The 14,009-nt window shown below is 69.2% G+C and carries 17 protein-coding genes; 12 read left to right on the forward strand and 5 right to left on the reverse strand.

Features of this window, described 5'->3' with window-relative positions; translation table 11 throughout:
• Positions 1 to 70 precede the first annotated feature (70 nt).
• From pgsA to pdxS, 5 genes are all read left to right on the forward strand, one after another.
• Complete coding sequence (pgsA, locus tag ACQEVO_RS06320; protein ID WP_432909783.1) at positions 71 to 739, forward strand: phosphatidylinositol phosphate synthase; 669 nt, start codon at positions 71 to 73, stop codon at positions 737 to 739.
• A complete protein-coding gene (locus ACQEVO_RS06325; RefSeq protein WP_432909786.1) occupies positions 736 to 1,707 on the forward strand; it encodes a phosphatidylinositol mannoside acyltransferase in 972 nt (323 codons plus the stop codon). Before pgsA ends, ACQEVO_RS06325 begins: the two co-directional genes overlap by 4 nt.
• On the forward strand, positions 1,704 to 2,828 hold the full coding sequence (locus ACQEVO_RS06330; RefSeq protein ID WP_432909788.1) for a glycosyltransferase family 4 protein: 1,125 nt from the start codon (positions 1,704 to 1,706) through the stop codon (positions 2,826 to 2,828). Before ACQEVO_RS06325 ends, ACQEVO_RS06330 begins: the two co-directional genes overlap by 4 nt.
• Positions 2,828 to 3,886 (forward strand): NUDIX hydrolase, encoded by a 1,059-nt coding sequence (locus ACQEVO_RS06335; protein ID WP_432922394.1) that lies wholly within the window; start codon positions 2,828 to 2,830, stop codon positions 3,884 to 3,886. The genes ACQEVO_RS06330 and ACQEVO_RS06335 overlap by 1 nt, the downstream gene beginning before the upstream one ends.
• 603 nt (positions 3,887 to 4,489) lie before the next feature.
• Positions 4,490 to 5,410, forward strand: a complete 921-nt coding sequence (pdxS, locus tag ACQEVO_RS06340) for a pyridoxal 5'-phosphate synthase lyase subunit PdxS (RefSeq protein ID WP_432909790.1) — start codon at positions 4,490 to 4,492, stop codon at positions 5,408 to 5,410.
• Between the two features lie 88 nt (positions 5,411 to 5,498).
• On the opposite strand, the gene ACQEVO_RS06345 is transcribed toward pdxS, so the two are convergent.
• Complete coding sequence (locus ACQEVO_RS06345) at positions 5,499 to 5,825, reverse strand: carboxymuconolactone decarboxylase family protein (protein WP_432909793.1); 327 nt, start codon at positions 5,823 to 5,825, stop codon at positions 5,499 to 5,501.
• A gap of 259 nt (positions 5,826 to 6,084) precedes the next feature.
• Positions 6,085 to 6,696 (reverse strand): hypothetical protein, encoded by a 612-nt coding sequence (locus tag ACQEVO_RS06350; protein ID WP_432909794.1) that lies wholly within the window; start codon positions 6,694 to 6,696, stop codon positions 6,085 to 6,087.
• A 95-nt stretch (positions 6,697 to 6,791) separates the two neighbouring features.
• Between ACQEVO_RS06350 and ACQEVO_RS06355 the strand changes: the two genes are divergently transcribed.
• The 3 genes from ACQEVO_RS06355 (at position 6,792) to ACQEVO_RS06365 (ending at position 9,408) form a co-directional block, all read left to right on the forward strand.
• Positions 6,792 to 7,610, forward strand: a complete 819-nt coding sequence (locus ACQEVO_RS06355) for an acyl-CoA thioesterase (RefSeq protein ID WP_432909796.1) — start codon at positions 6,792 to 6,794, stop codon at positions 7,608 to 7,610.
• Positions 7,611 to 7,940: 330 nt separating this feature from the next.
• Complete coding sequence (gene pdxT, locus ACQEVO_RS06360; protein ID WP_432922397.1) at positions 7,941 to 8,552, forward strand: pyridoxal 5'-phosphate synthase glutaminase subunit PdxT; 612 nt, start codon at positions 7,941 to 7,943, stop codon at positions 8,550 to 8,552.
• Positions 8,553 to 8,655: 103 nt separating this feature from the next.
• Positions 8,656 to 9,408, forward strand: coding sequence for a YebC/PmpR family DNA-binding transcriptional regulator (locus tag ACQEVO_RS06365; protein WP_432909798.1), 753 nt, complete (start codon positions 8,656 to 8,658; stop codon positions 9,406 to 9,408).
• A 48-nt stretch (positions 9,409 to 9,456) separates the two neighbouring features.
• Here ACQEVO_RS06365 and ACQEVO_RS06370 read toward each other — a convergent pair whose 3' ends face one another.
• Complete coding sequence (locus tag ACQEVO_RS06370) at positions 9,457 to 9,954, reverse strand: SRPBCC family protein (RefSeq protein ID WP_432909800.1); 498 nt, start codon at positions 9,952 to 9,954, stop codon at positions 9,457 to 9,459.
• Complete coding sequence (locus ACQEVO_RS06375) at positions 9,951 to 10,340, reverse strand: metalloregulator ArsR/SmtB family transcription factor (protein WP_432909802.1); 390 nt, start codon at positions 10,338 to 10,340, stop codon at positions 9,951 to 9,953. Before ACQEVO_RS06375 ends, ACQEVO_RS06370 begins: the two co-directional genes overlap by 4 nt.
• A 113-nt stretch (positions 10,341 to 10,453) precedes the next feature.
• Here ACQEVO_RS06375 and ACQEVO_RS06380 point away from each other — a divergent pair, with 113 nt between their 5' ends.
• The 4 genes from ACQEVO_RS06380 (at position 10,454) to ruvB (ending at position 13,630) form a co-directional block, all read left to right on the forward strand.
• Positions 10,454 to 10,975: an O-acetyl-ADP-ribose deacetylase gene (locus tag ACQEVO_RS06380; protein ID WP_432909805.1), complete on the forward strand. Its 522-nt coding sequence runs from the start codon at positions 10,454 to 10,456 to the stop codon at positions 10,973 to 10,975.
• A 279-nt stretch (positions 10,976 to 11,254) separates the two neighbouring features.
• Complete coding sequence (ruvC, locus tag ACQEVO_RS06385) at positions 11,255 to 11,824, forward strand: crossover junction endodeoxyribonuclease RuvC (RefSeq protein ID WP_432909808.1); 570 nt, start codon at positions 11,255 to 11,257, stop codon at positions 11,822 to 11,824.
• Complete coding sequence (ruvA, locus tag ACQEVO_RS06390; RefSeq protein ID WP_432909811.1) at positions 11,821 to 12,417, forward strand: Holliday junction branch migration protein RuvA; 597 nt, start codon at positions 11,821 to 11,823, stop codon at positions 12,415 to 12,417. The genes ruvC and ruvA overlap by 4 nt, the downstream gene beginning before the upstream one ends.
• A gap of 88 nt (positions 12,418 to 12,505) precedes the next feature.
• Entirely contained in the window at positions 12,506 to 13,630 is a 1,125-nt protein-coding gene (gene ruvB, locus ACQEVO_RS06395) for a Holliday junction branch migration DNA helicase RuvB (RefSeq protein ID WP_432909813.1), read from the forward strand.
• Here ruvB and ACQEVO_RS06400 read toward each other — a convergent pair.
• On the reverse strand, positions 13,598 to 13,843 hold the full coding sequence (locus ACQEVO_RS06400; RefSeq protein WP_432909815.1) for a DivIVA domain-containing protein: 246 nt from the start codon (positions 13,841 to 13,843) through the stop codon (positions 13,598 to 13,600). The genes ruvB and ACQEVO_RS06400 overlap by 33 nt on opposite strands.
• Between the last annotated feature and the right edge of the window lie 166 nt (positions 13,844 to 14,009).

Consider the following 14,009-nt stretch of genomic DNA (forward strand, 5'->3'; position numbering starts at 1 on the left):
GACCGGAACTCCGCGCCGCGCCGGGGCCGGCCGTACGCGGATATCCCGCGGAACCGAGCAGGAGGCGTAGGTGCTGAGCATTTTCGGGCGGGCGACCTTCGCCAAGGCCACCGCGCCGCTCGGCAGAGCACTGGTCGGTACCGGTCTCACGCCCGACGCCGTCACCCTGATCGGCACGGCCGCCTCGATCGCGGCGGCCGTCACCCTGTTCCCCACCGGGCATCTGTTCTGGGGAACCATGGTGATCTGGCTGTTCGTCATGTTCGACATGCTCGACGGCGCGATGGCGCGGGCCCGCGGCGGCGGCACCCGCTACGGCGCCGTCCTCGACGCCACCTGCGACCGCGTCGCCGACGGCGCGATCTTCGGGGGCCTGGCCTGGTGGGCGGTGTATCACGAGCAGAGCAAAGCCCTGTTCGTCGCGACCCTCGTGGTGCTGGTGACCTCGCAGGTCATCTCCTATGCCAAGGCCCGCGCCGAGGCCAGCGGACTGTCCGCCGACGGCGGGCTCATCGAGCGGCCCGACCGGCTGGTGATCGTGCTCGTCGGTGCCGGGCTCACCGGTATCGGCGGCCACTGGGGGATCGAATGGCTCACCTGGGCAGTGCATGTGGCCATGTGGATCTTGGCCGTGCTCAGTATCGTGACGGTGGCCCAGCGGGTGCTGGCGGTGCGAAACTCGCCCGGCGCCCGGGAGATTCTGGGCACCGCGAATCCGGAAACGGAGCAGCCGTCGTGAGCGGATTGCGGGCGACGCTGAGCGATCGCGGATACGCCGCGGGCTGGCGGCTGGTGCGCGCCCTGCCCGAATCCACGGCCCGCGGATTGTTCGACCGCGGCGCCGATTTCGCGGCCCGCAAAGGCGGGCCCGAGCAGTTGCGGCGCAATCTGGCCCGCGTGCTCGGCACCTCGCCCGAGGCGGTTCCCGGCGAACTCGTCCGGGCGAGTATGCGTTCCTACGCCCGGTATTGGCGCGAAGCATTCCGGTTGCCGGCCATGGATCACCGCGACCTCGTGGATTCCGGCCGGATCGTCGTCGAGGGCCGCGAACATCTCGACGCCGCCCTGGCCCGCGGTCGCGGTGTGGTGTTCGTGCTGCCCCATTCGGGGAACTGGGATATGGCCGGCACCTGGCTGGTGCAGAACTACGGCACCTTCACCACCGTCGCCGAACGGCTGAAACCGGAATCGTTGTTCGAACGTTTCGTCGCCTACCGGGAAAGCCTGGGGTTCGAGGTGTTCCCGCTGACCGGCGGCGAACAACCGCCGTTCACCGCGCTGGCACAGCGGTTGCGGGAGAACAGGGTGGTCTGCCTGATGGGGGAGCGGGATCTCACCGGCCGCGGGATCCCGGTCACCTTCTTCGGCGAACGCACCTGGATGCCGGCGGGCGCGGCGAAACTCGCCATCGAAACCGGGGCCGCGCTCATGCCGGTACACGTCTGGTTCACCGTCGACGCGAGCGGCCGCGAGGGCTGGCTGGTGCGCACCCGCGAACCCCTGGACGTCTCCGATGGTGTCGCCGCCGCCACCCAGGCGCTGGCCGACTGTTTCGCCACCGGGATCGCCGAACATCCCGCCGACTGGCATATGTTGCAGCCGCTGTGGGAAACGGACCTGTCCGAAGCCCGGCTGGACCGGATCGCGGCCGAACAGGCGCGGCGCAACACCCGTTCGGTCGACGCCGCCGGGGATCGCGCCCCATGAAAATCGGCATGGTCTGTCCCTACTCGTTCGACGTACCGGGCGGCGTGCAGGCGCATGTGGTGGAGCTGGCGCAGGTTTTCCGCGAACGCGGGCACAAGGTGAGTGTGCTGGCACCTGCCACGGACGGCACCGAACTGCCCGATTTCGTCGTGTCGGCCGGTCGTGCCGTCGCGATCCCGTACAACGGCTCGGTGGCCCGGCTGTCGTTCGGACCCACCGCCTACACCCGGATCCGGAAATGGATCGAGAGCAACGATTTCGATGTGCTGCACATCCATGAACCCAACGCGCCCAGCCTGTCCATGCTGGCGTTGAAGATCGCCGAGGGCCCGATCGTCGCCACCTTCCACACCTCCACCACGAAATCACTGATCCTGTCGACATTCCAGGGTGTGCTGCGGCCCTACCACGAGAAGATCAGTGGGCGGATCGCGGTCTCGGAACTGGCGCGGCGGTGGCAGGTCGAAGCGCTCGGCTCGGATGCGGTGGAGATCCCCAACGGTGTCGATGTGCAGGCGTTCAGCCGGGCACCGCTGCTGCCGGGGTATCCGCGGGCGGGCGGGACGGTGCTTTTCCTCGGCCGCTACGACGAACCCCGCAAGGGAATGCAGGTGCTGCTGGGTGCGCTGCCGGTGCTGGTCGCACGGCATCCCGAGGTCGAGGTACTGGTCGTGGGCCGCGGCGACGAGGCCCGGCTGCGCCGGGAAGCCGGTCCGCTGGCCCGGCATCTGCGTTTCCTCGGGCAGGTCTCGGATCTGGAGAAGGCCTCGGCCATGCGCAGCGCCGATGTGTACGTGGCACCGAACCTCGGCGGCGAGAGTTTCGGCATCATCCTGATCGAGGCGATGGCCGCCGGGACCGCGGTGGTCGCCAGCGAACTGGACGCCTTCCGGCGGGTGCTGCGTGACGGCGCCGCCGGTGTGCTGGTGCCGACCGGCGATTCGGCGGCGCTGGCCGAGGCGTTGAGCGGCCTGCTCACCGATGACGCGCGCCGGGCCGAGCTGGTGCGGACCGCGACCCAGGTGGTGGCCTCCTACGACTGGCCGGTGGTGGCCGAACAGATCCTGCGGGTCTACGAAACCGTGGTTGTCGGCGATCTGCGGGTGCGGGTGGCCGGATGATCACCTTCTCCGCGACCACCGTCCTGGTCCTCGCGCTGGTCGCGGCCCTCGTCGTCGCCCTGGGAGTCTGGGCCTACTCCACGGCCAACCGGCTGGACCGCCTGCATGTACGCACCGATCTCGCCTGGCACGCGCTGGAAGCGGCGCTTGCCCGCCGCGCGGTGGTGGCCCGGGCGGTCGCCATATCGCTGCGCGGGACCGGCCCGCCGGACCCCGGCGCGGACCCGAAACCCGGCGAACTGGCCCGCCGCCTGACCGTCCTCGCCGATCGGGCCGAACGCACCGGCCGCGACGAGCGGGAAGCGGTGGAGAACCAGCTGGCCGCGACCCTGTCGGCCGTCGATATCGCCCGGCTGCCACCGCAGCAGGTCGCCGAACTCGCCGACGCCGAGGCCCGGGTGCTGATCGCCCGCCGCTTCCACAACGACGCCGTCCGCGACACCCTCGCGCTGCGTACCCGCCGCACGGTGCGCTGGCTGCGTCTGGGCGGCACCGCGCCCATGCCCGCATACTTCGAGATCGCCGAACGCGCCACCCCCGCCGCCGCGACCGGCCTGGAGGTCGACACCACCCGGGTATCGGCCCGGGTCGCGATCCTGGACGAACAGGACCGGATCCTGCTCATGCGCGGCCACGACCCGATGCTCCCGGAGGTGTCGTTCTGGTTCACCGTCGGCGGCGGCATGGAACCGGGCGAAAGCCTGCGTGAGGCGGCGGTCCGGGAACTCCACGAGGAAACGGGATACCGCGCCGACCCGGCCGCCCTCCGCGGCCCGCTCTGGCGCCGGGTGGCGGTCTTCCCCTTCAACGGCGACCTGATCCGCTCCGAAGAACTCTTCTTCGCCCTACGGGTCGCCGAATACGAGCCCGAACCCGCGAACCTGACCTATGTGGAACAGCGTTCGATCACCGGTAGCCGCTGGTGCGACCCCGCCGCTATCCGCGCACTCGACGCCGCCGGCGAAACGGTCTACCCCTACCACCTCGACCAACTACTCCCCGAAGCCGCCCGGGCCGCCGATGCAGACACCGACCCCGAGGTTCGATCCATTCGATAAGCCGGCGCGGCCGTCATACAATCCCGCAACAGGCGCGTTTCCATCGCCCCCGAAATCGAACGCAACCACGGCGGCGCCGAGTTCAGCGAGGCATTTGGAGGGTTTGGCCCGTCCCTGCGTTCAGCCCCGCGAGACAATGCGCCGCAGGCGCGAGTATCGCGGGGCTGAACGCAGGGACCAAGGGGGGCCAAACCCCGCGCCGACGGAGTCGGCGCCAAAGATACAGTGATGTACCTCACTGGCGTGATAGGGTCGCACACGGTTTGACGCACCGAGGATTTGTCGATTCGGTGTGTGGAGGTGAAGACGTGTCCTACATCCTGTTCGATTACCTGCTGCCGATTCTCGGGCCCGGCGCCGCCGAGTACTGGGCGAAGCTGCTGGTGGTCAACCCGATCTGAATCGGTTCTCCATGCCCCGCCGGGCCGGTGTCACACCGGCCCGGCGGTGTTTTTTCACCGGTCCAGTCTCCGCGGGGCCGCGCATAACACCAGGTGGTGATCAGTCCAGTCGGCTCCGACTGGATATGAAGGCGGATTTGCGGCCCCCCTAGAATCGTGGTGTTCATCGACTATTTCCCCTGCACCGGACACAGGAGCTGCCGTGACCACGCCCGAGACCACCCAGACCACCGAAGCGACCCGCGAGGCCGGTACCGCCCGCGTGAAGCGCGGTATGGCCGAGATGCTCAAGGGCGGGGTGATCATGGATGTGGTCACCCCGGATCAGGCCAAGATCGCCGAGGACGCCGGTGCCGTCGCGGTGATGGCGCTCGAGCGGGTACCCGCCGATATCCGGGCCCAGGGCGGAGTGTCGCGGATGAGCGATCCGGACATGATCGATGGGATCATCGAGGCCGTCTCGATCCCGGTCATGGCCAAGGCGCGTATCGGTCATTTCGTCGAAGCGCAGGTCCTGCAGAGCCTCGGGGTCGACTACATCGACGAATCCGAGGTGCTCACTCCCGCGGATTACGCCAACCACATCGACAAATGGCAGTTCACCGTGCCGTTCGTCTGCGGTGCCACCAATCTCGGTGAGGCGCTGCGCCGGATCACCGAGGGCGCGGCGATGATCCGTTCCAAGGGTGAGGCCGGCACCGGCGACGTCTCGAATGCGACCACCCATATGCGGCAGATCCGCCAGGAGATCAAGCGGCTGGGCGCGCTGCCCGCCGATGAGCTCTATGTGGCGGCGAAGGAGCTGCAGGCGCCCTACGAGCTGGTCCGTGAGGTCGCCGAAACCGGCAAGCTGCCGGTGGTGTTGTTCACCGCGGGCGGTATCGCCACTCCCGCCGATGCCGCGATGATGATGCAGCTCGGCGCCGAGGGCGTGTTCGTCGGCTCGGGCATCTTCAAGTCCGGTAACCCGGAGCAGCGCGCGAGCGCCATCGTGAAGGCCACCACCTTCTACGACGACCCCGACGTGCTGGCCAAGGTCTCCCGTGGACTCGGCGAGGCGATGGTCGGCATCAATGTCGAGGAGATCGCGCAGCCGCACCGCCTCGCCGAACGCGGCTGGTAACGGGTCGCGCTCTCGCGTCTTTCCGCCGCGGCGTCCGGCGCGCAGGCTTCCGGCGCCGGTGGCCTCGCGGAGGCCGGCGTGTGTGGGCTCACTCGTCCTCGGCGATGCTCTTCATCGCCTTCCATCCGTGCGTGACGCCGCCGCCCGCTCGCAGGGCGGCGGCGACCATGACCGCTTCGGCGATATCGGCCTTGGACGCGCCGGCCTCGACCGCGCGCGCGGCGTGGTCCTCGATGCAGTACGGACATTGCGTGGTCACCGCGACTCCGACCGCGATCAGCTCCCGGGTGGCCAGATCGAGGTTTCCGGTGTTCTTGCCGAACACAGCCTTGTCGAATCCGAAGAACGCCGACACCATCTCGGGCGCGGCCTCCTTGATGTCGGCCATGAACTTGGCTTCCTCATGGGAATGCATCTGCTGTCCTTTCGTCGCGTGCGGCTGCTCCGGCTGCTCGTCGAAGTGACCGCGAGATCATCGATCCCCGGTCGTAGTAGATACCCGAGGGGGGTACGGTTAACCCACCGTACTCATCCCGGATTCCGATCGGTCGGGGACCCCGACGTTCAGAACGCCAGCTGGCGGCACGAGGTTGTGCCGAGTTCGCGTGCGGCCCGCAGATCGCCGCTCCGGCCGCCGGGAAACGCGGCGCCGAGAGCGCGGAGGCGCTGAACACTCAGCCGGAATCGGTGCGCAGAGCGGGACGGTCCGGGTGATCCCAGCGGACGAAATAGTCCGGGATCTCGGGGTTCTCGCGGTCGTGGGCCAGCAGGGCGGGAACGGTCCAGGCGTCTGCGGCTGCCGTGCCGCGGGTGAGCGCGGCCGGGCTGAGGTGGAGCCGCAGGGTGAGGTCGAAGGGGAGGCCGCGGCCCAGCAGCATCGGACCCGCGACGAACAGGACGGTCCCGGGACTCGCGCGGCGGCGGACGGCGCGCGCGGAGCGGTCGGTCGCTTCGACCCACAGGGCGGGTAACCACTGCCCGTCCGTACGCAGCGGGTCGAGAACTTCCCGGCGCAGCGCCGGATAATCGAACCAGCCGTTTCGGTAGGCCGTTTCGTCGCGGCCGAATTCCATTCGCAGCGAGGCGGGCCGGACGTAATCGTGCAGCGAGACCAGTTCGGCGGGCCGGCCGTCGGCGCGGAGACGGTCGGCCGCCAGCCGGGCGAACGCCAGGGGGTGAGCGGCATCGGCGGCGTCGACCGCGACCAGTTGCCCGCCGGAATCGCGTAATCGCCGGGCAACCTGCTCGGCGAGCGCGTCCTTCGTGGTCGGGGTGTAGCGCGGCACCCGTTCATCACAGCAGGTCCGCATCGACGATCGGTGACGGGGATTACCCCCCGGCGGACAATGGGAAATCGGACTGTTCGGGATAATCTCGGCGGATGGCGACTATCGAAGAGGCATTGGAGCTCGAACGCCTCGAGCGCGATATCTTCCGCGGCGCGTACCCCAAAACCCAGCTTCCCCGGACCTTCGGCGGTCAGGTGGCGGGTCAGGCGCTGGTTTCGGCGGTGCGCACGGTGGAGCCGCGTTTCCAGGTGCATTCGCTGCACGGTTACTTCCTGCGCCCCGGTAACCCGTCCGCACCCACCGTGTACATGGTGGACCGGATCCGGGACGGCCGTTCCTTCTGCACCCGCCGGGTGACCGGTGTGCAGGACGGGGCCGCGATCTTCACGATGTCCGCTTCGTTCCACGTCGGTGACGAGGGGCCTTCGCACCAGGACGAGATGGCCGCGGTGGCGCCGCCCGACGATCTGCCCGACGCCAAGACGTCGATGGATCCCGAACGCCTGTGGGCGATGCGGGAGTGGGAGCACTGGGATATCCGGCCGGTCCCGCAGGAACAGGTGACCCAGCGTCCCGGCGTGGTGTCCCCGCAGCAGGTGTGGTTCCGTTACCGGCATCCGCTGCCGGACGATCCGCTGTTCCATGTGTGCACGCTCGCCTATATGAGCGATATGACGCTGCTCGGTTCATCGAAGGTCACCCACCCCGACGAACCCACCCAGAACGCCTCGCTGGACCACGCGATGTGGTTCCTGCGCCCGTTCCGCACCGACGACTGGCTGCTCTACGACCAGTCCTCGCCCTCGGCCGGGTTCGGTCGCGCACTGACCGGCGGGAAGATCTTCGACCGCGGCGGGCGGCTGGTCGCCGCCGTCGTCCAAGAGGGGCTGATCCGCACCCTGCGACAGTGACCTGCGCCGCCGCACCGGGTCTACCGTCGCGCACCTCGCGGGACGCTCGATCGCGATCGAGATCGCCGGGCAGGGGTGCGCGGCCGGTGGGCGGAGGAGCGTATCGGATGCCTCCTCTGGGACCGAGTGGTTCACCCCGGGATGGCGGGGAGCCGTTCGGGGCCGCCCAACCGTTCCTCGGTCCCGAACGGGCGTCTCGGGTCGCCGGCACGAGCGAGCGGTCGCTCGGCGACGGTCCGGCGTGACCGCGGGCACACCGGGCCGCCTCGTAAGCTCGCACAGGTGAACGATGCAGCGGTTTCCCGGGACAGCCGGCCGGAAGTCGATCTCGTGGCGTCCACCGGCCGGCCCACCATCGGTGTGCTGGCTCTGCAGGGCGATGTCCGCGAACACGTCGGGGTGCTGGACCTGTGCGGTGCCGAGCCGGTGCTGGTGCGCCGCCCGGCCGAGCTCGCCGCGGTCGACGCGTTGGTCCTGCCGGGCGGCGAATCGACCACGATCAGCAAACTGCTGCAGGTGTTCGACCTGCTCGAACCGCTGCGGGCCCGGCTGCGCGACGGGATGCCCGCGTTCGGTTCGTGTGCCGGGATGATCCTGCTGGCCGGCGAGGTGCTCGATACCCGACCCGATGCCCGGCATCTGTCCGGGATCGATATGACCGTGCGCCGCAACGCGTTCGGCCGGCAGGTGGATTCCTTCGAAACCGATCTGGAGTTCGCCGGGGTGGACGGTGGGCCGATGCGCGCGGTGTTCATCCGGGCGCCGTGGGTCGAGCGGGTCGGCGACGGGGTCGAAGTGCTGGCCCGGGTGCCCAGCGGCCCGGCGGCCGGCAAGATCGTGGCCGTCCGCCAGGGCAATGTGGTCGCCACCTCGTTCCATCCCGAGGTCACCGGAGATCACCGGGTGCACCGCCTGTTCGTCGATCTGGTTCGCGACCGCTGAACTGCCCGCCTGCCGCGCAGCGAGTAGGGTGGCGGAATTGTCTACCCGGCCCCCCGGTAGCGTGGACCGGCAGAACTGCCATCGACCTGAAGGAAGTAGGGGAATGAGCGGCCACTCCAAATGGGCCACCACCAAGCACAAGAAGGCGGCGATCGATGCGAAGCGCGGCAAGCTGTTCGCCAAGCTGATCAAGAACATCGAGGTGGCGGCCCGAACCGGTGGTGGCGACCCGGAAGGCAACCCGACTCTGTTCGACGCCATCCAGAAGGCGAAGAAATCCTCGGTCCCCAACGACAATATCGAGCGGGCTCGTAAACGCGGCGCGGGTGAGGAAGCCGGCGGCGCCGACTGGCAGACCATCATGTACGAGGGCTACGGCCCCAACGGTGTCGCGGTCCTGATCGAATGCCTCACCGACAACCGCAACCGCGCCGCGGGCGAGGTCCGGGTCGCGATGACGCGTAACGGCGGCAATATGGCGGATCCGGGTTCGGTGGCCTACCTGTTCCACCGCAAGGGTGTCGTCACGCTGGAGAAGAACGGCCTCTCCGAGGACGATGTGCTGATGGCGGTGCTCGACGCCGGTGCCGAGGAGGTCAACGACCTCGGTGAATCCTTCGAGATCATCAGCGAACCCGGCGACCTGGTCGCGGTGCGCTCGGCCCTGCAGTCCGCCGGTATCGACTACGACTCCGCCGAATCCGGCTTCCAGCCGTCGGTGAACGTCGCGGTCGACGTGGACGGGGCCCGCAAGGTGTTCAAGCTGGTCGACGCGCTGGAGGACAGCGACGACGTGCAGAACGTGTACACCAACGTCGATATCTCCGACGAGGTTCTCGCCGAACTCGACGAGTGATCGATCGGCGGTCGGCGGGGGACTGCACTCCCGCCGATACGAACCTGCTCAGCGCGGGATCAGGTTCTCGTAGTACTCCCGCATGGCGGGGTAGTAGTCGTCGAAATCGGGGCGGTCCGCGCCGGTGAGGGCCGCCCCGAGCATATCGAGGTAGTACTCCCAGCCCGGGCCTGCCGAACCGGCGATCTCCGGCTCGGTCAGATGGTGGGTGAACACCAATTCGGTCTGCCCGGCGTGTTCGGTCAGGGTGGCCTCCAGATGCCAGTCGCCGTACGCGTCGACCGTGCGCAGCGCGAGGTGGCGGGGTGGCGTGCAGGCCTCGATCGTGTAGTCGGCCCAGGGCTGCCCCTCTTCGAAGACGAGCTGCACCTGGATGGTCCGGCCGGCTCCGGCTTCCCCTTTCCACGGCCCGAACCAGCGGGCGGTACGTCCGGATTCGGTGATACTCGCCCACACATCCTCCACGGGTGCGCGGAAGGTGCGGGTCAGGATCATGTCCTGCCCGTTCGGCGTGTTCTCCAGTCGTCCGCTCGGTGGCGTGGTCATGCGTAGTTCTCCAGGTCGTCGGGTTCTGCTGTCGTCCGGCCGGCGGGCTTTTCGGGTTCGGCGCGACGGTGTTCGCGGCGGGTCCGGTAGACCTCGGTGGTCAGCGCGTCCAACCGCTCTTCCCAGACCGCGGGAGTGTCGAGGCCGTCGATCCAGGACCGCAGGTCCCGCAACGGTGCGGTGTCCAGGGAGTAGTAGCGCTTCCTGCCCACCAGGTCGTCGTGCACCAGCCCGGCGTCGCGCAGGACGCGCAGGTGACGGCTGATCGCCGGACGACTGATCGCGAACCGCGCCGCGACGGCACCTGCGGTGAGACGCGTCTCCCGCAGCATGAGCAGGATTTCGCGCCGCACCGGGTCGGCGATCGCCGCGGCTACCTCGTCCACGACGAAAGCGTAACCAGGTGGTTACTCTTTTGTCCAGTGCTTCCGGGTCTCGATCGGAGGAAAGGGGCGCGTGCCGTCCGGGCAGGTGTGGGGCGTGGTTGCACAATGACGGCATGGTGGCTGTGACGGTCGTGCGCGGAGATATCACCGAACAGCAGGTCGACGCGGTGGTCAATGCCGCGAACTCCGAGCTGCTCGGTGGTGGCGGTGTGGACGGGGCCATCCATCGGCGCGGGGGGCCGGCGATTCTCGCGGAATGCCGGCAGCTGCGGCAGACCGACTACCCGAGGGGGCTGCCTACCGGCCAGGCTGTCGCCACCACCGCCGGCGACCTGCCGGCCCGCTGGGTCATCCATACGGTCGGCCCGGTGTGGTCGGCCCGCGGGGACCGGGCGGCGCAGCTGGCGCCGCTACTGGCGTCGTGTTACCGCGAATCCCTGCGGGTCGCCGGTGAACTCGGGGCACGCACGGTGGCCTTTCCGGCGATATCCACCGGCGCCTACCGCTGGCCGATGGACGATGCCGCCCGGATCGCTGTCGCCACGGTCCGGGAACAGCCCACCACGGTCGAGGAAGTGCGGTTCGTGCTGTTCGACGCCGCAGCCTACGACGTATTCGCCGCGCAGCTCGCGTAGTAACCGGGGATCGGGATCGACCCGGGCCGCAGTGTTTCGTGGACGGCGCCGGAGTGAATCGCTGCGAGCTTCGGCACGGTGTCCTCGCCCGTGGCGGTCGGCGGTGTCCTGGATCGAAGTGCTGAGTCGTACGTTGATCGGCGCGTAGCGGGCGGTCCGCCGACGGATGCGAGCGCGGGTGGCCGTGCCTGCGGAGCGGACGTCCGTGTCACTGCGGGGGAGAAATCGTGTCCTGCACTAGACTTCGAACAACTGTTCGTTCTGGGAAAGGTTGTGCGGGTGCGGGTGATGGGCGTCGACCCCGGGCTCACCCGGTGCGGGTTGAGCGTGGTCGACGGGGGAGCGGGGCGCAGTGTCCGGGCCGTCGCCGTCGATGTGGTGCGGACCCCGGCCGATCTCGATTTGGCCCGGCGGTTGCTGCGGATCGCCGATGCCGCCGAGGAGTGGATGGGTGTGCACCGCCCCGAGGTGGTGGCGATCGAGCGGGTTTTCGCCCAGCACAATGTGCGCACCGCCATGGGCACCGCGCAGGCGGGCGGGGTGATCGCGCTGGCGGCCGCGCGCCGCGATATCCCGGTGATGTTCCATACTCCCAGTGAGGTGAAGGCCGCCGTCACCGGTAACGGTGGGGCGGACAAGAAACAGGTGACCGCGATGGTCACCCGGATCCTCGGGCTCGCGACGCCGCCCAAACCGGCCGATGCCGCCGACGCGCTGGCACTCGCCATCTGCCATTGCTGGCGGGCACCGCTGATCGAGCGGATGGCCGCGGCGGAGGCGCTGGCCGAACGGGCCCGCCGGCAGTACACGGAACGACTGGAACAGCAGCGGAAGGCGGTGCGCGGGTGATCGCGTCCATACGCGGCGAGGTGGTCGAACTCGCTCTCGACCACGTGGTGCTCGAAGCGGCCGGGGTGGGGTACCAGCTCAACGCCACACCCGCCACGCTGGCCGGTCTCACCCGCGGCGAACAGGCCCGCCTCTACAGCGCGCTGATCGTGCGCGAGGATTCGATGACCCTCTACGGGTTCGCCGATACCGAGGCCCGTGATCTGTTCGGCCTCCTGCAGACCGTTTCGGGGGTGGGACCGCGGCTGGCGATGGCGGTGCTGGCGGTGCTGGAACCCGAGACCCTGCGCAAGGCGCTGGCCGCCGGCGATATCGCGGCGCTGACCCGGGTGCCGGGAATCGGTAAGCGCGGCGCCGAGCGGATGGTCGTGGAATTGCGGGACAAGGTGAATCTGGTGCCGGTCCCCGCGGATAAGCCGGGGGCCGTGCCCGTACCGGTCCGGACGCCGGTGCGCGACCAGGTCGTGGAGGCGCTCACCGGCCTCGGTTTCACGCTGAAGCAGGCCGAACCGGCGGTGGACGCGGTACTTGCCGAACAGCCGGACGCCGATAATTCCACCGCCCTGCGCGCGGCCCTGGGGATGCTGGCATGAGTGAGTCGGGCCCGGAGGCGGTAGTGCAGCGTGACCACGCAGGGCCCTCGCTCATGCCCCGTCGACACCTCGAGGACCGCTAGCGCTCATGGAGTACGACGACGCCTTGGATCCGGAACATTCCCCGGTCAGTGCCGGTTATCTGCCCTCGGACGGTGAGATCGAATCGGGGTTGCGCCCCACCTCGCTGGACGGATTCATCGGGCAGCCCCGGGTCCGGGAACAGCTGACCCTGGTGCTGCGCGGTGCCCGGGCGCGTGGCGGCACCCCCGACCATATTCTGCTGTCCGGCCCGCCCGGCCTCGGTAAAACCAGTCTGGCGATGATCATCGCCGGCGAACTGGGCACGGCGTTGCGGATCACCTCCGGCCCGGCGCTGGAACGCGCCGGCGATCTGGCCGCCATGCTCAGCAATCTGGTCGCCGGGGATGTGCTGTTCATCGACGAGATCCACCGGATGGCCCGGCCCGCCGAGGAGATGCTGTATCTGGCGATGGAGGATTTCCGGGTCGACGTGGTGGTCGGCAAGGGGCCCGGGGCGACGTCCATCCCGCTCGAGATCGCCCCGTTCACGCTGGTCGGCGCCACCACCCGCTCCGGGGCGCTGACCGGGCCGCTGCGCGACCGGTTCGGTTTCACCGGCCATATGGATTTCTACGAGCCCGAAGAACTGCTGCTCATCGTGCAACGGTCCGCGCAGATCCTGGGGGTCGATATCGACGCCGAGGCGGCCGCCGAAATCGCGGGGCGCTCCCGTGGCACACCCCGCATCGCCAACCGCCTGCTGCGCCGCGTCCGGGACTATGCCGAAGTTCGGGCCGACGGCCGGGTCACGCTGCCGGTGGCCCGGGCCGCGCTCGAGGTCTACGACGTAGATTCGCTGGGTCTGGACCGGCTGGACCGGGCGGTGCTGGGTGCGCTGATCCGTGGTTTCGGCGGGGGACCTGTCGGCGTGTCCACCCTGGCGGTCGCGGTGGGCGAGGAGGCCACGACGGTCGAGGAGGTGTGCGAGCCGTTCCTCGTGCGGGCGGGGATGCTGGCGCGCACACCCCGCGGCCGGGTCGCGACCGCGGCGGCTTGGACCCACCTCGGTCTCACACCCCCGCCGGACCTGCCCTTCGGCGTCGTCGAGGCCCGCGGCCGCGAGCCCCAACCAACTCTCGATCTGTTCGGCGGCGGGTCAGAGCCCGAATTCGGTGCGGACGCGCTGTAGGAACGAGTCGACCGCGTCCGCGTTGTAGCCCCGGTTCAGCAGGCTGCCGCCCGGTCGTGGCTCATCGCGCAACCGCATGGTGTCGAGGGGCGCTCGCCCGGCCAGCACCGCGGCGATATGGTCGAGCAGATCATCGACGTCGTCGACTCGGTAGCCGCGGCGACCCCAGGGCGCCATCGGGAAGGTGATGTGGTGCACATCGTCGGGTGTCACCACCCGATTATGGCTGTAACCGGTTGCCCGGCAGGTGGTTCGCCGCGACCGGACGGCCCACCGCCGGATGCGGCCGCGGCGGGTGCAGACCTCGTTTCCGGCGTGCGGGTGTGGCACCGGGCGAACGAACTGGCAGACTGTGGGCGTACCTGTCCCCGCACCCCCA

It is taken from the genome of Nocardia sp. CA-290969, from assembly GCF_050936135.1.
Lineage (GTDB): Bacteria > Actinomycetota > Actinomycetes > Mycobacteriales > Mycobacteriaceae > Nocardia.